Annotated in this window: 21 protein-coding genes; 3 read left to right on the top strand and 18 right to left on the bottom strand. The window is 41.5% G+C overall.

Annotated elements, in window-relative coordinates:
* The first annotated feature begins 114 nt into the window (after window positions 1-114).
* Window positions 115-354 carry a hypothetical protein gene (locus A3G19_RS06760; RefSeq protein ID WP_015653739.1) on the top strand — a complete coding sequence of 80 codons (240 nt, stop codon included), beginning with the start codon at window positions 115-117 and terminating at the stop codon, window positions 352-354.
* On the opposite strand, the gene A3G19_RS06755 is transcribed toward A3G19_RS06760, so the two are convergent.
* From A3G19_RS06755 to nifH, 6 genes are all read right to left on the bottom strand, one after another.
* Window positions 351-2,459: a diguanylate cyclase gene (locus A3G19_RS06755; protein ID WP_294871486.1), complete on the bottom strand. Its 2,109-nt coding sequence runs from the start codon at window positions 2,457-2,459 to the stop codon at window positions 351-353. The two genes, A3G19_RS06760 and A3G19_RS06755, sit on opposite strands and share 4 nt — an antisense overlap.
* A 107-nt stretch (window positions 2,460-2,566) precedes the next feature.
* Window positions 2,567-2,755 (bottom strand): hypothetical protein, encoded by a 189-nt coding sequence (locus A3G19_RS06750; RefSeq protein WP_015653741.1) that lies wholly within the window; start codon window positions 2,753-2,755, stop codon window positions 2,567-2,569.
* Between the two features lie 116 nt (window positions 2,756-2,871).
* Window positions 2,872-4,416, bottom strand: a complete 1,545-nt coding sequence (gene nifK, locus A3G19_RS06745) for a nitrogenase molybdenum-iron protein subunit beta (protein ID WP_015653742.1) — start codon at window positions 4,414-4,416, stop codon at window positions 2,872-2,874.
* A 4-nt stretch (window positions 4,417-4,420) separates the two neighbouring features.
* Entirely contained in the window at window positions 4,421-5,887 is a 1,467-nt protein-coding gene (nifD, locus tag A3G19_RS06740) for a nitrogenase molybdenum-iron protein alpha chain (protein ID WP_294871461.1), read from the bottom strand.
* Window positions 5,888-5,901: 14 nt separating this feature from the next.
* Window positions 5,902-6,261 carry a hypothetical protein gene (locus A3G19_RS06735; RefSeq protein ID WP_015653744.1) on the bottom strand — a complete coding sequence of 120 codons (360 nt, stop codon included), beginning with the start codon at window positions 6,259-6,261 and terminating at the stop codon, window positions 5,902-5,904.
* 102 nt (window positions 6,262-6,363) lie between these two features.
* Window positions 6,364-7,281 carry a nitrogenase iron protein gene (nifH, locus tag A3G19_RS06730; protein WP_041192420.1) on the bottom strand — a complete coding sequence of 306 codons (918 nt, stop codon included), beginning with the start codon at window positions 7,279-7,281 and terminating at the stop codon, window positions 6,364-6,366.
* Window positions 7,282-7,514: 233 nt separating this feature from the next.
* Here nifH and A3G19_RS06725 point away from each other — a divergent pair, with 233 nt between their 5' ends.
* A complete protein-coding gene (locus A3G19_RS06725; protein WP_294871459.1) occupies window positions 7,515-8,078 on the top strand; it encodes a CZB domain-containing protein in 564 nt (187 codons plus the stop codon).
* Window positions 8,079-8,090: 12 nt separating this feature from the next.
* Here A3G19_RS06725 and A3G19_RS06720 read toward each other — a convergent pair whose 3' ends face one another.
* The 5 genes from A3G19_RS06720 to A3G19_RS06700 all read right to left on the bottom strand — a co-directional run bounded on the left by A3G19_RS06720 (window position 8,091) and on the right by A3G19_RS06700 (window position 14,272).
* Window positions 8,091-10,523 carry an EAL domain-containing protein gene (locus A3G19_RS06720; RefSeq protein ID WP_294871457.1) on the bottom strand — a complete coding sequence of 811 codons (2,433 nt, stop codon included), beginning with the start codon at window positions 10,521-10,523 and terminating at the stop codon, window positions 8,091-8,093.
* Window positions 10,516-11,532: a histidine kinase dimerization/phosphoacceptor domain -containing protein gene (locus A3G19_RS06715; protein WP_294871454.1), complete on the bottom strand. Its 1,017-nt coding sequence runs from the start codon at window positions 11,530-11,532 to the stop codon at window positions 10,516-10,518. Before A3G19_RS06715 ends, A3G19_RS06720 begins: the two co-directional genes overlap by 8 nt.
* Window positions 11,533-11,576: 44 nt before the next feature.
* Window positions 11,577-13,016 (bottom strand): methyl-accepting chemotaxis protein, encoded by a 1,440-nt coding sequence (locus A3G19_RS06710; RefSeq protein WP_294871451.1) that lies wholly within the window; start codon window positions 13,014-13,016, stop codon window positions 11,577-11,579.
* Window positions 12,985-13,470: a PAS domain-containing protein gene (locus tag A3G19_RS06705; RefSeq protein ID WP_294871448.1), complete on the bottom strand. Its 486-nt coding sequence runs from the start codon at window positions 13,468-13,470 to the stop codon at window positions 12,985-12,987. The genes A3G19_RS06710 and A3G19_RS06705 overlap by 32 nt, the downstream gene beginning before the upstream one ends.
* A 79-nt stretch (window positions 13,471-13,549) precedes the next feature.
* A complete protein-coding gene (locus A3G19_RS06700; protein ID WP_294871446.1) occupies window positions 13,550-14,272 on the bottom strand; it encodes a response regulator in 723 nt (240 codons plus the stop codon).
* A gap of 205 nt (window positions 14,273-14,477) precedes the next feature.
* Here A3G19_RS06700 and A3G19_RS06695 point away from each other — a divergent pair, with 205 nt between their 5' ends.
* Window positions 14,478-16,043, top strand: a complete 1,566-nt coding sequence (locus A3G19_RS06695; protein WP_294871443.1) for a diguanylate cyclase — start codon at window positions 14,478-14,480, stop codon at window positions 16,041-16,043.
* 8 nt (window positions 16,044-16,051) lie between these two features.
* Here A3G19_RS06695 and A3G19_RS06690 read toward each other — a convergent pair whose 3' ends face one another.
* From A3G19_RS06690 to nifB, 7 genes are read right to left on the bottom strand one after another with little or no spacing between them, the layout of a single operon-like run.
* Entirely contained in the window at window positions 16,052-16,504 is a 453-nt protein-coding gene (locus A3G19_RS06690) for a GNAT family N-acetyltransferase (protein ID WP_294871440.1), read from the bottom strand.
* Window positions 16,494-16,772 (bottom strand): hypothetical protein, encoded by a 279-nt coding sequence (locus tag A3G19_RS06685; RefSeq protein WP_294871437.1) that lies wholly within the window; start codon window positions 16,770-16,772, stop codon window positions 16,494-16,496. Before A3G19_RS06685 ends, A3G19_RS06690 begins: the two co-directional genes overlap by 11 nt.
* Before the next feature lie 11 nt (window positions 16,773-16,783).
* Window positions 16,784-16,981 (bottom strand): CCE_0567 family metalloprotein, encoded by a 198-nt coding sequence (locus tag A3G19_RS06680; RefSeq protein ID WP_294871433.1) that lies wholly within the window; start codon window positions 16,979-16,981, stop codon window positions 16,784-16,786.
* A 35-nt stretch (window positions 16,982-17,016) separates the two neighbouring features.
* Window positions 17,017-17,241 (bottom strand): FeoA family protein, encoded by a 225-nt coding sequence (locus A3G19_RS06675; RefSeq protein WP_294871430.1) that lies wholly within the window; start codon window positions 17,239-17,241, stop codon window positions 17,017-17,019.
* A gap of 10 nt (window positions 17,242-17,251) precedes the next feature.
* Window positions 17,252-18,079 carry a GNAT family N-acetyltransferase gene (locus A3G19_RS06670; protein ID WP_294871428.1) on the bottom strand — a complete coding sequence of 276 codons (828 nt, stop codon included), beginning with the start codon at window positions 18,077-18,079 and terminating at the stop codon, window positions 17,252-17,254.
* Entirely contained in the window at window positions 18,070-19,185 is a 1,116-nt protein-coding gene (gene nifV / locus A3G19_RS06665; RefSeq protein WP_015653754.1) for a homocitrate synthase, read from the bottom strand. Before nifV ends, A3G19_RS06670 begins: the two co-directional genes overlap by 10 nt.
* Window positions 19,186-19,198: 13 nt before the next feature.
* Complete coding sequence (nifB, locus tag A3G19_RS06660; RefSeq protein ID WP_294871425.1) at window positions 19,199-20,557, bottom strand: nitrogenase cofactor biosynthesis protein NifB; 1,359 nt, start codon at window positions 20,555-20,557, stop codon at window positions 19,199-19,201.
* Window positions 20,558-20,559: the final 2 nt, after the last annotated feature.

Genomic DNA, 20,559 nt, shown 5'->3' with positions numbered 1-20,559 from the left:
CCTTCTACCTATATATTCGTCCATTCTACCGAAATCACTTCCAAAAGCCAATTAGCATTCGATAGATCAAGCATATTTCTTTATAATATCGCCCAATAAATTATAGGAAATTATATGGATTTAAAACAACAGTTAATCGATTTCGGATGCGGGATCGAATTTGTCGATATTGCGCTGGGTTACGCACCGTTTTATCAACCGGATCAGGATATTGAAACTTTTATTGAGTATGTCGAAGAAGAACATGCCAAAGTAGAGGAAGCTGAAGCGCTCAAAGAGTTAGAAAAAGAAACGATCAAGCCATCCGATCTTACTGAAGCATTTATGGAGTTTGAGAGTGAAGAGGGTATTTAACTTTTCTCACCGATGACAACTTGATTTCGACCGTGCTCTTTGGCCCGATAAAGCTGCATATCCGCTTCTCTGTATAGATCTTCGCACGTGGCGTGTGAACCCGTACGATAAAGGGCAATTCCGATTGAAATGGTAACATAAGGAGAAGCGTTGTTCTTCTCATGTACTATTGCCAACACCTCTATCGCACTGCGAATACGATTGGCAAGTTCAATATATTCATCCCTATCCATGCCGCTAACGATGATTCCAAACTCCTCTCCTCCTAAGCGAAACGCATACTCACCGCTGCGAGAAGTGTAAAATTTCAGGATATCGGAGACTCGCGTTAAAACATCATCCCCTGCCTGATGACCGTAGGTGTCGTTATAGAGCTTGAAATTATCAACATCAATCATCATTAATGCGAGTGATGAATCGTGACGTTTGATGCGGTTCATCTCTTCGTTGATCGTCTTAATGTAAAAACGGCGATTGTAGAGTCCGGTCATCGGATCGGTAATTGCCAGCTCTTCAATGATTTTTTTATCCGAGATATCGTATCGAACTGCCGTATATCCGGTTATTTCTCCGTCCACGATATTGGGCGTGATTGTTGTTTCGACCCAATAATAGCCGCCGTCCGCCTTTAAATTTTTGATCTCACCATGCCATGTTTTTCCGGATGTTATCGTTGTCCAGAGATCTTCAAACAATGAATCCGGCATATCAGGATGGCGTATGATACGGTGATTATGCCCGATTAATTCATCTCTGCTATAGCCACTGATTTTACAAAATGCATCCGAAACATAGAGGATAATACCATTTTTATCGGTTTGGGATGTGATCACATAATGATCTATGATATTGATATATTCTTGAAGTTTTTCGGATTTCTTCTTGATACGGAATTCCAAATTCTGATTGAGTTCTTCGATCTCATTTTTTTGATTCTTTAAAAGGATATTTTGTTCATTAAGCTTAGCCATCTCCCGATTGATTTCGATAACCATATTTTTGAATGCATGTATCAATACCTGCCATTCATGATCGTATCCTTTGGCGTCAATCTGAATGTTATAATGTCCGCTTGAAACCAAATACGCATAATGCGTTAGTTTATGTATCGGTCTGGAAAAAGAGCGAAATGCCATAATGACCATAAAACCGATCACTAAAATACCGCTAAAAAATAAAATTATTAGCGAGGTTGTTGATTGATACCAGGACTCCAATAATTCGTTCTCTTCCATATGCACCGCTATTCCCCAGCGCAAATCTTTTTGATATCCCCAGGCAACCGCTAACTCATGCCCGGATTTATCGGATGTGTATTGCTGGCCGTATTTCCCTTTGAGGGCATTGTTAATTGCTTCAAGTTGAAATGAATTACAGGTAGCACATTCTTTTATATCACAATGTCGTGATGTTTTCGCATTGATCGACCTGCTATTACAAAAACCCGAGGTAACAACCCTACCTGTTTTTCCCAATTCACTATAATCATTAATGACCGAATTGATTACTTTATTGTCAATTTGAGCCGCCAATACACCAAGAATTTTCCCCTCTACTATAATAGGTTTAGCAATAAAAGCGGCATCTTCGTGACTGGGTTCGTAATAATCAAAATTGGAAATATAAGGTTTCTTCTGCTTCAAAGCATCCTGAAAAATATGCGCCAACAGTGTATTTTTATAGGGACCGTTGAGTAGGTTGGTATGCAGATCCTTTTCACGTTCAAAGGTGTAAATGATATCTCCGCTCAATGTGATCAAAAAAATATCGTAAAAACCGCTTTTCTCTTTGATATCAGCTAAGTTTTGTTGTAGATTCTTTGAAAAGAGTTGATCAGTCATCCACATTTTTTTATCGAAGATAGGATGATAGTGTGATGTAAAGGAGAAAAATTGATTTAGGTTATCAAGGGCATCATATCTTTGTACTACATACGCACCAAGAGCATCACTTTTATGATTTAAAATTTTTTGCAGATGATTCAAACCCTCTTGCCGAACAGTTTCTCTCACTTGCAACACAATAAAGGCAAGGATAAGAAACCATACCAATGACATTGCACCCAACCATAATAGTATCCGTTTTATGATTGTCATATTATTCATCAGAGCCACACAAAACTCCTTCCATCCTTAGCGAGAATACATTATAGGACTTTTTAGACAAAAAACATACTGATTATATTAGTTTATTGAATATTATATAAATAAATTTAAGATAAAGAAGTTGTCTGAACGACGAAATAGAGTTCGTCTTTGAGGGTATTGAGACTTTTGATGACATTACTTCGACGGCTATCATCCAAATCAAAATGCTGCTCGATCGAATCGTAAATACGATCTATATTCGCATAAATTTCAACCATCAATTCCGCTTTGATTTTATCGTGTACGCCTGCCATAAATCATCCTGTTTATTTGACTGAATCTTTCGTAAAAAACTCAACCAAAAAAATTCCCCGAAAGGGGAAAAATGACGAGAAACAATGAAGTTTGCCCCCGGATGGAGGCGGTGTCCTTAGCGGACGAGGTCGAAGAAATAGTCAGTGGTTGCGATGTTTTTGGTATCTTCATCCAATTGATCAAGAACTTTGTTCGTGATCCAAGTAAGAAGGTTCAAGGCTCCATCGTATCCGCTGATAGAGTAACGGTGAAGGTGATGACGGTCAAAGATCGGGAATCCGATGTAAATCAACGGAGTTCCTGTATCACGCATCAACTCTTTACCATAGCTGTTACCGATCATGAAATCAACCGGCTCAGTGAACAAGAGTGAACGCATTGCCCACAAGTCTTTACCTGCCCATACATGGAGGCTGTCTTTAGCCGGAGAAGTATCGAGCATTGCTCTCATCTCAGCTTCCCAGCCGTTTGGTGCATTGTGGCAAAGAACATGAGTAGGTTCTGCACCCATCTCAAGGAGGAATGATACTGCACCGATTAGGAAGTCAGGATCACCCCAGATAGCGAATTTTTTACCGTGCATGTACGGATAGCTGTCTTGCATAGCATCGACAAGACGGCCGCGCTCAGTTTTGAGTTTTTGTGGAACTTCAGTTCCAGTCAACTCTGCGAGTTTCATAACGAACTCATCGGTACCTTTAAGACCGATTGGGTTAGAACATCCACCAGCATGTTTCCAACGTTTTTCGACCATTTTCATGGTTTTAGACGTTGCGTATTTTTGAAGAGAGATGGTTGCACTTGAGTTGATACAATCTTTTGCGTCTTCAATTTTTGTTCCGCCTTGGAACATTTCGTAGTTACCAGCCGGCATATCCCATTGATCAGAGTGGTCACCCAACATGATATAGTCTGTTCCGAATGCTTCTACAATGCTTTTAACCGAACGAAGGCTTCCGATGTACGTTTCAAAACCAGGAATGATGTTGATACGTTGTTTCGTTTCGCCTTTGTTTCCTTCAGTGAGCTGAGACATGATACCGTGCATCATGTTGTCATATCCAGTGATATGGCTACCTACGAATGAAGGTGTGTGTGCAAAAGGGATCGGATATTCAGCCGGAAGATATTCTCCGCCGTCTTCTTCTTTTGCCGCAAGGATAAATGCCATCAAGTCGTCCCCGATAACCTCTGCCATACATGTGGTAGAAACCGCGATCATTTTAGGTTTATACACTGCAGCACAGTTTTTAAGACCCTCTTTCATGTTCACCAATCCACCGAATACCGCAGCATCTTCAGTCATAGAATCCGAAACACAAGGAGTCGGCTCTTTGAAGTGTTTGGTAAAGTATGAACGGAAATACGCAACACATCCATGAGAACCGTGAACGTAAGGCATAGTACCCTCAAACCCGAGTGCAACCATAACAGCCCCAAGAGGCTGACATGCTTTTGCAGGGTTAACGGTGATCGCTTCACGAGCAAGGTTTTTCTCACGGTAATCCCATGTTTTTGTCCACTCAGCGATCTCTTCTACTTTTGCAGGATTAACTGCAAGCATAGACGATTCGAATTGTTTTTTGTTTGCGAGTACTTCTTGGTACTCAGGGCGTTTAAACAGGTCTTTCCCGTTTACGATTTTTTCTATTTCTTGCATCGTCTCAACCTTCCTTTTCCCATGGTGCTTTTGAGTGCGCCCATACTGGTGAATTAATTGCTAAATCCATATCTTGTGCGAAAATCGCGAATCCGTCGTACCCGTGGTAAGGTCCGCTGTAATCCCATGAGTGCATTTGGCGATATGGGAGACCCATTTTTTGGAATACATACTTCTCTTTGATCCCTGAAGCTACAAGGTCAGGTTGAAGTTTTTTAACGAATGCTTCAAGCTCATACTCGTTGACGTCATCGTAGATAACAGTCGAGCGGAAAATCTCTTCTTTGGTACGTTTGTAGTCATCATCATGAGCGAACTCATAACCGGTTCCGATTACTTCCATACCTAAATCTTCGTAAGCACCGATAACGTGACGAGGACGAAGACCGCCGACGAACAACATAACCGTTTTACCCTCTAAACGAGGTTTGTATTTTGCGATAACCGCATCGATCATCGGTTGATATTTAGCGATAACTTCTTCACATTTAGCTTGGATACTTTCATCGAAGAAAGCAGCGATTTTGCGAAGAGATTTGATCGTTTGACTTGGTCCGAAGAAGTTATACTCGATCCAAGGAATCCCGAACTCTTTTTCCATGTGACGGCTGATGTAGTTCATTGAACGGTAGCAGTGAAGCAAGTTCAATTTCACTTTAGGAGTCAATGCCATCTCTTTAAGAGTCGCATCTCCTGACCATTGTGCAACAACACGAAGGCCCATCTCTTCCAAAAGGATACGGCTTGACCATGCATCACCACCGATGTTATAGTCACCGATGATCGCAACGTCATATTCAGTTACTTCAACATCATCCGTTCTTACATTAACTTCTGCATCAAAGATATAGTCGCGAACCGTGTCATTTGCGATGTGGTGACCCAATGATTGAGATACCCCACGGAAACCTTCACAGTTAACCGGTACGATTGTTTTGTTAAGCTCATTAGCTTTGGTTTTTGCAACCGCACCGATATCATCCCCGATCAAACCGATCGGACACTCTGATTGTACAGTGATACCGTTATTAAGTGGGAAAAGTTCTTCGATTTCATCGATACATTTACCCAATTTTTTATCTCCACCGAAAACGATGTTGTTTTCTTGGAAATCCGAACAGAAGTTCATTGTAACGAATGTATCGACACCGGTTACACCGATGTAATAGTTACGACGACCTGCACGGCTGTATTGACCGCATCCGATAGGACCGTGAGAGATGTGAATCATGTCTTTGACAGGACCCCATACAACCCCTTTAGATCCTGCATAAGCACAACCACGTTGACTCATAACACCCGGAACGGTTTTTTTATTTGAGCGGACATCACCGCAGGTTTTTTGATTTTCATCATTTGGAGATCCGACACCGAGATGTTTTTCACGGTTTTTCGCCGCTTTCTCAGGATACGCTTTTAAGATCTCTTCAATGGCCGCTTTTTGTTTAGCTTCTAGTGTTTCTGGACCCATAATACACCCCTTCCTTACGCGACTTCGATACGGAATTGTTCCATCGAATCTAAGTTATGACACAATTTCATTGTCTCATCATCAGCTACATCTAAACGTTTAGAGATAGCAGACATTTGGTAACGGTTCATGTAGATCATGTATTTTTGTGCTTTATCAGGGTTCTCTTCTTTGAAGTAGTGAACCATAGCTTTAAACAAAAATGTATCTTTGTTTGTGTAGCTCAACCACTCTTTATCTTTATCTTTAGTACCCATCAAAAGTTTGATCTCTTTAACGTCACTGACATCTACGTCAGCCAATTTTTCTACCACTAATTCGTCTGGAATGATATTCCCCATTGAAGCTGGGAAGTGAAAACCTAATACAAACATCTAATCTCCTTTTTCTGTTGTTTTCTTTTCATTATTAACAAGATGTTATTTGTCATTTACATGACAGCCATAGAAGATTCCTCAAAAGAGGAACCTAATGCATTACGCTTCGTGCGCAGCTTTACCAACTTGTGACTCATCAACTTCGTCTTCGAGACCGAATGCAAGGAGCAAGTCTTCAAGCTCATCCATACTGATTGGAGTAGGGATGATTTTCATATCGTTGTAAACGATTTTACGAGCAAGCTCTTTGTATTCGCGAGCTTGGTCAGAATATGGGCTGTATTCAACAACCGTCATACGACGAAGTTCAGCATGCTGAACGATATTGTTACGTGGTACGAAGTGGATCAATTGTGTTCCAAGGCGTTGAGCAAGCTCAAGTGCCAAATCGTACTCTTTATCTGTCATACGAGCGTTACAAACAAGACCGGCAAGACGAACTCCACCAGTGTTTGCGTATTTCAAAATCCCTTTAGAGATGTTGTTCGCCGCGTACATCGCCATCATTTCGCCTGACATTACGATGTAAATTTCTTGTGCTTTACCTTCACGAATCGGCATTGCAAATCCGCCGCAAACAACGTCACCAAGAACGTCATAAGAAACGAAATCAAGTCCCTCTTCATCGTAAGCACCCTCTTCTTCGAGGAAGTTAATCGCTGTAATAACACCGCGACCTGCACAACCTACTCCTGGCTCTGGTCCGCCTGACTCTGTGCAGTTGATCCAACCACCCGGAGTTTCTTTATCAAATAAGCCTTTACCCCAAAGACGAGCTTGTTCCATCTCAACATCTTCGATAGTGCCGTATTCTGCTGCAAGAGAAAGAATAGTATCTTGTGCTTTCTCGTGAAGAATCAAACGAGTTGAATCCGCTTTTGGATCACATCCAACGATCATAATATTTTTATCGAAATAGTGTGACATTGCTGCCAATGTATTTTGAGATGTAGTAGATTTACCGATCCCACCTTTTCCGTAGAACGCGATTTGTCGCAAGCTAGCTGCTCCAGCCATGTTATCCCCTTATTTTTGAACTTCACTTAGGTTGATGCAAGGGGTGTTCTATGGTTTTTTGCGACAATTGACTTAACATAGCGACAAAATGGCATTTTGAAGACAAATTTGTAGGAATAGGTTTTGCAGGGGTCTCATAAACACCTTTTTCATTCATTTGATTAAAAAATAAGCGATCAACATGATCGAAAATTATTCCAAGCCGTTACACTTCCATGAAAAAGGGATGGTTTATGACGAATAAAGAAAAATCGATCCACAATCTCCATCAAGCGCGGACAACTCATATTCGCTGGGTCAATGCGATTAAACTTCTCGTTTCGGGTATTGAGACATCTCCTGATGCCATTGCTCTCAGCCCAACCGATTCCCAGTTTGGAAAATGGTTTTACGATGAAGCGATGCTCTTTAGTCTAGGAACTTCTCGAATGGTTCTCGAAGAGATCGAAGAATTACTACTAACATTGCATGATAAATACATGAAGATATACCCTATCTATTATGGACAAAAAAAGAAAACCCTTATTAGTGGTTTATTAGGATCAAAGAGCAAAGCAAGCGAATACGAAATCGAGCTCTCTCTACGCTATTATGAAGAGATCATTACCCTCTCGGACAAGCTCAAACATAAACTACGTATTTTAGAGAGTCAACTCATGAGTTTGGGGGAAGAGAAATTTGATCTCATTGCCGGATTTACAAATGTAGAAGTTCCAGCACCGTGTGAGCTCAAAATCCCTGAACCGTCTAATAATGATGAAGAGGCTTATTATTATGGAACACGAGGGAGAGGGTGATCCATTTAAGATTCATTGATATGGAGCATCCTCTAAATAGATTAAAAATCTTTCTGCATCAACTGCTTTAGAGTATAAAAAGCCTTGAGCAACTGCGCATCCATTTGCAACTAAGAAATCAGCTTGCTCTGGCTTTTCAATCCCTTCCGCTACAAGACTCATATTTAAATTATGAGCTAACTCGATGACGGTTTTTACAATTGCACAATCACTAGAGTCATTAGGAACTCCATCAATAAACGATTTATCAATTTTCAGCGTATCGATCGGAAACTGTTTAAGATATTTAAGGGATGAATACCCTGTGCCAAAATCATCAATAGAGAGTGAGAGCCCCAACGCTTTCAATTGATTCATCATAGCAATAGACGTTTGGACATCGTCCATTAGCATCCCTTCGGTCAGTTCCATATCGATGTATTTCGGATCAATGTTTGTCTGTCGGAGAATGGTATCTATGATTTTTATCAAATTTTTATCTCGAAATTGTATTGCGGACAAATTGATTGACATCGGGAATAACGGTTGCCCTTGATCACGCCAACTATTCATATCTTCACATACTTTTCGGATTAGCCATTCGCCTATAGGGATGATCATCCCCGTCTCTTCAGCCAACGGGATAAAATGTTCTGGGGGAACATACCCTACCTCTTGAGAGTGATTCCACCGTATCAGTGCTTCAGCTCCGCACACACTACCATCTCTCATGTCAATTTTAGGCTGATAATGAATCATAAATTGTTGCTGTTCATACGCTCGATGGATGCATGACTCTAATGTTAACCGCTCCAAATTTTTACGATTCATTTCATAATCATAAAATTCGTATCGATTTTTACCTTTATCCTTTGCCGCATACATCGCGGTATCAGCATTTTTAACCAAATCTTGAATATTATCTCCATCTGTTGGATACGTACTAATCCCGATACTGGCAGTTACATAGACTTTTCGTTCTCCGATTTGTACTGGGGATGATAGCTCTTTTAGGATTTTTTTGACCACGGTAATGAGATCGCTGATTTGATTGTAACCTTCGATAATAACGGTGAATTCATCCCCTCCCAGTCTGGATACCGTATCGCTTTCCCGCATATATTTACCCAAACGGGTAGCCACTTCTTGCAGAAGGAGATCTCCTGCATCATGACCTAAAGTATCATTGATCTTTTTAAATCCATCCAAATCGATAAAAAAGAGGGCTATCGGCATATCTTTACGACGTGCCGATATGATACTTTGACGTAAGCGCTCCATAAACAATAAACGATTCGGCAATCCGGTGAGCGCATCATAATGGGCGAGCCGATGTATGTGTTCCTGAGTCATATGTTTTTCGGTTAGATCACTGAAGAGACCGATATAATTGATAAGATCGCCGTTTTTGTTTTTTATGCCGTAGATGCTCAGCCATTCAGCATAAATTTCACCATTTTTGCGTTTATTGTAGATTTGTCCCTGCCACATTCCACTGCGCTTGAGTGTCGACCACATATCATTGTAAAAATCGCGATCATGCTGACCGGATTGTAAAAAAGAAGGGTTTTGTCCCATGACCTCATTGGCATCATAACCGGTCACTTCAGTAAAGGTTTTGTTAACCTGCAAAATATTAAGCTCTTTATCGGTTAATACAATCCCCTCAACACTATTATCAAAAAGTTTTTCCGCCATTTTTGCCTGACGTTCTTGTACTAAATGCTCTCGTTTATCCGAAAAGATAACAATTCCTGCTTCTGCTTCGGCTTTATTATTGATCGGAATAATATTGATTGCGACAGGGATGTAAAGATCAAATTTTGTCCGTATTTCAAAGCCGTTTGGCAACGATAAAAACTGCTCATGATCGAGTAAATCAATTGGATCGATTAATTTGCCCTCATCCATATTAGGATTGGATAACAGCATGATAGTAGAAATTTTACGCTTGAGCGCTTCTTTGGATTTATATCCGGTGAGAGCTTCTGCCATCGCATTCATATAACGGATTTTCCCCTCATGATCAAAAGAGATGACCGCATCACCTATGCTAGAGAGTGTTGTCGAATAGCATTTTTCCAAAGCTTGATCGACATCATGACGATGTAATGCCATTTCGATATTACTGCGCAATGTTGTAACGTTAAACGGTTTTACTATATATCCGTGCGGATGAGACTTTTTAGCTCTGGCGAGTGTTTTTTCATCGGCATACGCCGTTAAAAAAACAACTGGAATTTTAAATAAATCATAGATTTGACGTGCCGTATCGATCCCATCCCGATCCCCTTTGATCACAATATCCATCAAAACCAAATCCGGGCTATTTTTTGCACTCAGACGAATAGCTTCTTTGGCCGTATCGGCAATACCTACAACTTCGTACCCTTGCTGTTCAAGTCTATCTTGCAGATCAAGGGCAACAACTCCCTCATCTTCTACGATTAATATTTTTTTAGCCATTATTAACTCTTTTTATCATATCCGGGGCATTAAATATAAATTCAAACACCGTTCCATGTTCTCTTTTAATGTGAAAAGTTCCATCCAACTGTTTTGTCAAAATATTGACCAATTTTAGTCCTACGGTTTTACTCTCATCTGCAGAAACCATAGGCAGACCGATTCCATTGTCTGAAATTGTGAGAATAGCCATTTCTGGACTATTACTCCGCAATGTAATTTGGATCACTTTTTTTGAAATTGTCTCATCAAATGCATGCTGAATAGCATTCGTAACCAGTTCATTGACGATCAGCCCGCACGGCATTGCCGTATCCATCAGAAAATAGAGCGGTTCGATCTCAAAACGAATCTCTATCTCATGAGAAAGAAGTCCAAACGAATCACTGAGGGCATTAATGAGCTGTTTGAGATAGTAGGACATATCTACACGTCCCGCTTTATCCGATTTATAGAGAAGCTCATGAACAGTTGCAATAGCATGTATCCGATTTTGGCTCTCTTGAAGCACATCAGCAACAGCTTGATCGGTAATTTTTTTACGCCCCAATGAAAGGAGACTAGAGATGGTTTGAAGATTATTTTTGACACGATGATGAATTTCTCTGAGAAGATGCTCTTTTTCTTGGAGCGAAATAGAGATTTTTTCCGTTTCTTCCGTATATTGTGAAATGTCATGGATAATACTGACAATAAACTCTCCCCCCTCATTGCAATAGAGGGAAGCAATTTCAACGGGAATCAAATTTTTGTCTTGTTTGCGATAGAGGCTTTGAGTCGAAATTCTCCCGTTTCTTTTGAGTGTTGTAGAATAGGTCTGCCAAGAAAGGGTCCCATTTATATGAATATCAATAGCTGTGATTTTTTCTCCTATCAGCTCAGGTGCTTTATAGCCAAGCATCTGATGGAGCCAATCATTGGCAAATACTATCTTCCCTTCCATCATATCAATGATCATCATCGCTTCAGGTAGATAATGACGGCATGAAAACTCGTTAAAGATAGGCATATTCTTTTCCTTCTCTTTTTACTATAACACAGAAATTGTTTATTTTATATCCTTTTATCTCTAGTTTCAGCTAACATCGTATCCATAAGAATAAAGAGTTCATGAGATGCTTCTTCCATATGCTCAAAATTAACTTTGATTGTTTCGGGATTATTGCCTTTCATTGTTGTACCGGCTTGGACAAAATCGAGGTTTGCTTTTACCTGATCGTGTAGGAGTTTATGCGGTTTTTCCAACAAAGCATAGGTTTTGGTTTTCCCAAAACGCTCCTTTCCGGCAGACGCATACCATTTACCTAAAGTACAATGGAGATGATCGACAAATTCAAAATCATGATTTCCACTCAAAACTGAGGTATAGGCTCGTGACTTGAAGACAATATGACCCACTTTTGCTTGCGTCATAAAGAGTCGGTTTTGAATGTCGACCGCAATAGTTGCTGATTCTTTCGCAATCTCTGCAAAGCCGATAAAAGTCCGTTCAAAATCTTCAATGACTTTTGATGACGACTGGGCAATCTTAGAAATCTCTTCGGAGTTATCCAAAATATTTCCCGTTTCCTGCTGGAGTGTTTGGATACTGATTTCGATCTCATGAGTCGCTTTTTGAGTACGTTCTGCCAGCTTTCGCACTTCGTCCGCTACAACCGCAAAACCTCGCCCATGCTCACCTGCACGCGCTGCCTCAATCGCAGCATTGAGCGCGAGAAGATTGGTCTGATAAGCGATATCTTTGATCAATCCGATCACTTCCGAAATCCCCCGTACATCTTCGCCTAGAGATACCATACCATTATGAGAGTTTGCGATTAACTCAGTTAAATGGACAAGCTGCTTTCCTGTACTGATGACACTGTGTAAACTGCTTTCAGATTGTTGAGCCGTTTGTGTAGATGTCGCTACGATATTTTCAGACTCATCTTCACTTTTTTTAAGTTCTACTTGAATCAGTCTCAGTCCCTCTTGCACTCCTCCGCCAAGTTCTCTGGATCCTTCTGAAAGACTCCATCGGACTTTCGTATCATAATTTGCCGCAACGGAGTAAACAGCATCACGAAGATGCTTAGATGTAACAAAAAGCATTCCGTACAATCCTGCCGAATTTGGCATACGATAAATGTGCCCATCCGCAGCAGACTCGATTGCCGTTTTTGTATCACGCATAAATGCTTCAATTTGATCAAGCACATTATTTACCGCCCAACAAAGGGTTTCTTGCTCACCAGAAGGCGATTTGATACCGGTAATGCGATGTTCCAGCTTCCCATCCGCAGCATATTGCAGGACTTCTAGTACCTTTGCATCTAAATGCTCTATCCGTCGCGGTGCTCTGAATGAGATCAAAAATCCGATAATCATCGCGACAGCAGAGATCACCGCATCGATATAATCTCCAACTCCAATACTCACGATGATAATGAGAAGGAGAACAGAACTAAAAAAAGTAACCAGCTTATTGTTGAATACCGATGATATACTCGTCATAACTGATCCCTTCTTCGTGTAAATGTTTATGTAGAACTGCCGTCCCGGCGCTGATACCGCCATAACGTTCAGCTTCAATCATACGTTTATAAAGAGGTTTAATAATTTCCAAGGCTGACGGATTAGGTCGCCGGCGTACAGAGTAATAACCTAAAACTTGATCCGATTCATCAGGGGAAGCCGTTACGTTGGCATATACCCAGTAGTGATTCCCATTTTTCGTACGATTGACAACATAGGCAAATATTTCCTCTTTTCGTTTGACTCGTTCCCAGAGTAACTGAAAAATTGCTTTAGGCATATCAGGATGACGGAGAATACTGTGTGGCTGCCCGATCAGCTCCTCTTCAGTGAATTCGGCTAGCTCTAGAAAAATCCTATTTCCGTATGTAATACGACCACTGGTATCCGTTTTGGAGACAATAAAATCATTTTCACTCAGATAACGTTCCATACACACCTCCTGTATCTAATAAAAATTAGATTATAGAATTAGTGTCGTCACATCCGCGTCACGATAGAAATAAGTTTGATTAAATACGGCTAGGAGGGTACTGCGTTAGATAACATCCACGAGAATAGAGAACAGTTATGATAGGTGTATCTAACTTTGCATGAAGTCGATAAAAAAGAGTACGACGAGCACTTTCGGCTGTTGGTTTTGTTGCCCAAATATGATGTTCAATCACTTCGAAAGGGACAATTTTATGGCGATTTTCCATAAGAAACGAAATGAGCTTGTATTCATTAACAGTGAGAACAATATTCGGCTGATCCTCTTTTGTTAATATTCCATTCTCAAGATCAAAATGATACCCTCCCCCTAAAGGGAAAGGCAATGCTACAAGCAAAGGTTTGTTCTCTAAAGTTCGGCGCTTTGCTATCTCTATGAGGGCATGAAGCTCACGGTAGCGGTATGGTTTCAGTAAATAACCGCATGGGTTAGTATTCACAGCAGAATGAAGAGTTTTATTATCATCTAGTGCAGTCAGAAAAATTACGGCAGGATTATGTGAATGGCAAATACTTTCAGCTACATCAATACCATTTTGAATACTTTGCAAATTTATGTCACATAACAAAATATCAGCAGGATCGGATTGCATTAGTTTGATGGCATTTTGATAGTTATTCGCAATACCGACTACTGTACATCCCATTTCTCCAACAACAAGGCTTAAATCCAATGCAATGATTGGATCGTCTTCAACAATTAAAATCTTATGGCTAAGATTCTTTGATGCTATCTGTAACATTATAATTATCCTAGACTTTATAGAGTTGATCTGAAAATTGTACTTAAATTATCTATCATATGAATATAGAAAAGTTAAATTAAAAAAAGAGCATTATTGCATGCATATAACGCAATTCTATGCATTGTACAACCCGTATAATTAGCCTCTAAATAATAAATGAATATAATAGCTTCTTCTAAACTATTGTGCTTGAAGGGGTTTGATGCTCAATTTCATCGACTATATCTATTTTATCTACGGCCTTGCATTTTTCCTGTTTGGTTTTAGTATCCTCCACTACCCGATGGAAAATTCTATTTTCAAATTTACCCGCGAGTTAAAATATTTAGGTGTATTTGGGATTCTCCACGGTATATCCGAATGGCTTTTCATGTTCAAATCATTAGGAAGTGTAGAAACTAAAGAGATACTTGACCTAGCAGGCTTGATTATGATGAGCCTCTCGTATGCCATCCTTTTCTATTTTTCCTTACGGATTATTTGGAATAAAACATTTTCGATGATTACTCTTCTCTTTATTCTTTTAGGTTCGGCAGCTTTCCTGATAGGTTTTCACCATTTCACGTTAGTAAATATCAATATAATGGTTCGCTACTTCCTCGGCGCTCCCGGTATTTTTATGACTGCATATATATTTTATCATCCATTTTATCTCGTACAAGGATCGGTGTATGATTCTATGAAACGATGTGCTTATCTCCTTGCAAGCACTTTTTTTCTATACGGTATCCTCGCAGGCCTCATTGTCCCTACCGGAACGTTTTTCCCCTCATCCATAGTGAACGGATCATCTTTTGAAGCATTCACAACGTTGCCGGTCGAGCTGTTCCGCGCCTTGTGTGCCATTGTGGCAAGCTATGCGATTACACAGATTTTACGTGTCTTTAAACACCAAACCGACTTTCATCTTCTCAGACTCTCAAAAGCTCTCGAAGAGAGCGGAGATACCGTAGTCATTACCGATATAGAGGGAAAAATAGAATATGTCAACCGTACTTTTGAACAGCAATCGGGATATTTAGCGCATGAAGTCATCGGCAATACACCTAATATACTCCGATCCGGCGAACACCAGAGCTCCTTTTATCAGCATCTATGGGATACGATCCTTTCAGGGGAGACCTATCGCGGAGTACTGACCAATAAACGAAAAGATGCAACCCTTTATCATGAGTTCAAAACCATCGTCCCGCTGAAAAATAAGCGTCAGGAACTCACGAATTTTATCTCTACCGGTAAAGATATTACCACACGAATAATCTTTGAACATGAACTGGAAAAAGCTGCATCTACCGATCCGCTGACCAATGCAGCGAACCGATTACAATGCAATCGGTGGCTCAAATTAGCGACTAAACATGCCCAAGACGCCAATATTTCAGTTTCCCTGATCCTTTTTGATATCGATGATTTCAAAAAAGTGAATGATACCTTCGGACACAATGCGGGGGATGATGTACTTATTCAAATTGCCGAAGTTGTCCGCAGCATAGTAAGAAGCAATGATATGTTCGCACGCTGGGGCGGTGAAGAGTTTGTCATCCTACAAATAGACACACCTTTTGAGGGGACTATTGCCCTTTCCGAGCGGCTCAAAAAAGAGGTCGAGCACTCGACGTTTAAAGAGGTCGGTCAAATAACCGTTAGTATCGGCGTAGCTCAATACAATGGTGTTGAGAGTATCGAATCATTTGTCAAAAAAGCAGATGATGCCATGTATCAGGCAAAAGAGGAAGGCAAAAACAGGGTTGTCGTGAGCAAAAGATAACCGATCCTTCACACTATTTTGTACATTAGCCCCATGTGACTGGTTTCAAAAGCGTATTTTTGATAAAAACCAATCGCTTTAGTATTTCGCAAATCAACACCGAGTGCTAAGCGTTTCCATTCTCGCTGCTCTGCTTCATCGATTGCCGTTTCTAGCAGTTTTGTCCCGATACCGTATCCACGATAAGCTTCAGATACTACGACATCTTCAATAATACCGACATACTCTCCCATAGCCGTGGAGATTACTCTCTGAAGAGAAATCATACCAACCACACAATGGTCAATTTCAGCAACCAAAACAACACTCTGCAAATTTTGGAGGAGTAGCTCCAATCCGCGAGATTGCTTCTCTGCATCAATCGTAAAATCATCTTCAAGAGCGAAAAGTTCACTCAGAAGTTTTGCCATAGCAGGAATATCCTCGCTGTAGGCCAAACGAATCGTTACATTAGCGTCCATTTTTCATCCGTTCTAAAAGTTCGCCCAGCTTATCATGGCGCAGCTGAATCAATCGTTCGATCTCGTCATAATCAAATTTACCGAAATACGCCATATCAAAAAGTCTCAGAAGGGCAGCACGACAACAGCTCTTGTCACACTCAGTTACGAGCTTTTTTGCTTTTTTATACGGCAGTGACGTCTCTTGAAAAAGCTTGATTGCATCGGCTACACTCTTACCGCCACATTCACAGATTTCTGATGCGAGGACTTCTTCTTTCGTAGCCATAATCCAACCCCTTAGAGGGAGTGTTCTGCTTTGTAGCTGTTAGCTTTTTCGACTGCATCGTACAATTTTGCAGCCAATTCGGGCATTTTGACATGATTGCTCCAAACCGTATCTTCAACGATATCGTGAATCTCTGAGGCAACTTCTATCGCTAAACGTTTGAGTTTTGCCAGCTCTTTTTTATGATCTTGTTCGCTCATTTCCGACATAATAGATTCCTTTTTTTAATGTTACACACCTAAAGTTACGCAACACGTATCTCGATGTGGCGTGCTTGATCTTTTCCTAACGCAACGATTCGTTCACCGATCTGAACTTGCACGCTGCTTTTAAAGAGCCCGTACCTCTTTACACACAACGTTGCATTCGGACAAATCCCCATAGCGCAAAGATGATCTTTTAATGCTTCATCCAATGCTATGGATAAGACTCTGCATTTTTCGTTCACACAGGTTTCAAGAAGATTCATTGTTAATACCTTACAATGAAAAAGCGTAGATATTTTCAAACTTGACGTTGCGCGGTTCGCCGTAAACCATATGTATAAAAATCCCTTTTTGCTGGAAATGGTATTTCTCGAACAAAGCGACTGCATTAGCATTCCCCAGAGGAACGTCAGCAAGAACTTTTTTCAGCCCCCTGAAATACAAAACGCCCTGCATCATTTTTTCCGCTTCGTCTTCAAACCCGGGTCTGCATTGCCACGGCCCTAAATAAACGCCGCGTGCATTGATGACACTGGAGTGTTGAAATGAGTTCGGCAAGGCAAATTTGAGTGAACTGTTGCGCTCCATCTCATCAAGCATAAACGCCATCCGATCTTCACCGAAGGTTTCAAAATCCATTTTACGGATCATCGCGTCGAAATTTCCTCCATCGAGTTCTTTGGCCTGTGCGTTCGTAAAATTAAAAGGCGGTACTTTTCCCACATTGAGAAAACGCCCTACTTCCATAACCGCCTTAAATCCGCTTTGTTCAAAAAAGCTTTTAAGCTGAGGGTTTGCATGGAGATACAGCGAGGGGTGCTCGTCTTTGAGGACTCCAAAAAGGGTATTAAACAACCGACGTCCTATCCCCTGCTTTTGATGTGTCGGTCGTACCATAAAGTATTTGATCATCGCCGACGTCTCGAACTCTATGGCCATCACTGCACCGACGAGTACACCCTCTTCATACGCCCCATAACATAAATGGGGTGCGTGCATCATCATGAGTTTGACATGATATCCATCCAGTAACCACCCTGTCTCTTCGGCAATTTTCACGAGTTCAGGAACATCTACGAATTTAAGCCATCCTATATACATGCCAGGTCCTGATAGAGGGATTTTAGCTCACTAATTTCAAGCACCCGTTTACGGGAAGTGACGATTTCACGGATTTTGGGGAGCATATCCCGCAAAATTGCATTCTCAGCACTAATCCCCATACGTGCCAAGTGATAACGGATGGTTGCACTGCCGGAGTGTTTTCCGATCGGAAAGGAACTTTCCAATCCAACCTCTTCGGCTTCATAGGGTTCATACGCATGGGAATCTTTCATCATCCCGCTTGCGTGTATGCCGCTTTCGTGGGCAAATATCCGTTCACCTACGACAGGGGCATTGGTGGCTAGCGACATATTTGCCGCGCTTGCCACCGTATGAACCAAATTTCGAATGAGGAGAGGATCGATGGAACGTGCCTCACCGTAGAGATGTTTGAGTGTCATGAGAATCTGTTCAAACGAGGCATTACCCGCCCGTTCACCCAATCCAATAACCGTTGTATTCATACTGAGTGCACCCGCGTCAATGCCGCTGAGGGCATTCGCATTAGCAAGACCAAAATCATTATGGGTGTGCATTTCAATCGGGAGGAGATCTAAGTCACATAATGATTTGATTTCATTGTAGGTTTGTGTCGGGGTCATAATACCGATGGTATCGCAATAGCGGAAGCGCCCTGCACCACACTCACGGGCTAATGTCATCACATCGCGGATAAATTCATGACTTCCTCGTGAACTGTCTTCTCCGCCGATGCAAACAAACAAACCCTCTTTGGTAGCTGTAGTAACAACACGCTCAAGCTCGGTTAAGACTTTCGCTTTACTGCCGCCGAATTTAACATCGATAAGAATATCTGAGATAGGGATAGAGAGATCGACCGCTTTAACTCCACACGAGAGTGAAGCGTCAAGATCTTCCATCTTCATCCGATTCCACGTCATCATCCGAGCTTTTAGACCTAAGGCTAAAAGTTCTTTGATATCGTCGCGTTCTTTGACACCCATCGCCGCAATACCGATTTCGAGTTCATCCGCACCGCACGCGTCTAAGAGCGTTGCAATGCGAAGTTTCTCTTCGGTATTGAACGCGACATAAGGAGCCTGCTCCCCGTCACGCAGTGTAGTATCGTTGATGAGTGCCATAATAGGCTCCTTCTTAATTCACTTCCGCGTTTTCATCCATACCGAAGTATTTGCGGGATGCTTTGAGAACTGAAATTTCAATCGGTTCATACGCGTAGCTTTGATCGGCGATGATGCCGGCCGCTTTAAGATCATCCTGCGGGCAACCACCGATTTTCGCCGTTAGAATCATCTGAACATCTTTGAGTTTTTCCAAGATCGGCTGAAGCGGATTTGTACCGTCCGGTCCCGCACAATACTCATAATCCACTTTGCGGTGATGGATAAAACGGATCCCTTTATCACCGGCTTCGTAGATCAAAAACTCTTTAACGCTTCCGAAGTGTTGATTAATCATCCCCTCGCCTGCTGTAGTGACCGCAACGAGGATTGTCACGCCATTCGAACTAAGTTCTGCTTTCTCTTTACGGACGCGCTCATTGGCCTGATCGAGGAAGAATCTAAACTCTTCGATTTTCGCCTGAGCCGCTTGACGCGCTTCAAGATCGTATTTGATTTGGAGTTCGTCGAAACTAAGCCCTGCAAAGGTATCTTTGGTAAACTCAGCTCCACGGTCTTCACCGATAAGCCCTACTGCATCGGCGCGACATTGGCGACAGTGCTGCATGAGTTTCATGTCCATACCGCACGCTTCTTGAACCGCCATTTGTTCCTGATCCGTTGCACTCGGAACGCCTGCAAGGGCAAACGCCGTACCGAATTCAGGCTCAGAGAGAATTGGCATGATGTTATGCAAGAAAACACCGATCTCTTTGAGTTTTTTGGAAACTTCAGGGAGATGTTTGTCATTGACACCCGGGATAAGAACCGAGTTCGCTTTGATCAAGATCCCTTTTTCAACGCATTTTTTCATCCCTTCGAGTTGATTTGCGAGGAGAATTTGCGCGGCCTCTTTTCCATAAATACGTTTGTTGTTATGGAAGATCCACGGATAGATTAGACTTCCGATTTCACCGGTTTCATCAACACTGTTAATGGTGACGGTGATGTGGTCGATGTTGTACTCGACCATCTCATCGATGAAGTTTGGCAATTCCAAACCATTCGTTGAGAGACAAAGTTTTAAATCCGATGCAAATTCACGAACCAATCCGAATGTCTCAAAGGTTTTCTTCGGATTTGCAAGGGCATCTCCCGGACCTGCGATACCTAGTACGCTCATACGCTGTACTTCACCGCCGACGAGCAATACTTTTTTTGCCGCTTCTTCCGGGCTAAGACGCTCAGAGGTTACCCCCGGTCGAGATTCATTGGAACAGTCGTATTTACGATTACAGTAATTACATTGGATATTACACGCCGGGGCAACCGCTACGTGAATACGTGCATAATGGTGATGTGCACCCTCTGAATAACATGGATGATTGTGTATCT

Source organism: Sulfuricurvum sp. RIFCSPLOWO2_12_FULL_43_24, assembly GCF_001829605.1.
Classification (GTDB): domain Bacteria; phylum Campylobacterota; class Campylobacteria; order Campylobacterales; family Sulfurimonadaceae; genus Sulfuricurvum.
The sequence above is the reverse complement of the archived record's forward strand: the minus strand, read 5'-3'. Positions and strand labels throughout refer to the sequence as shown.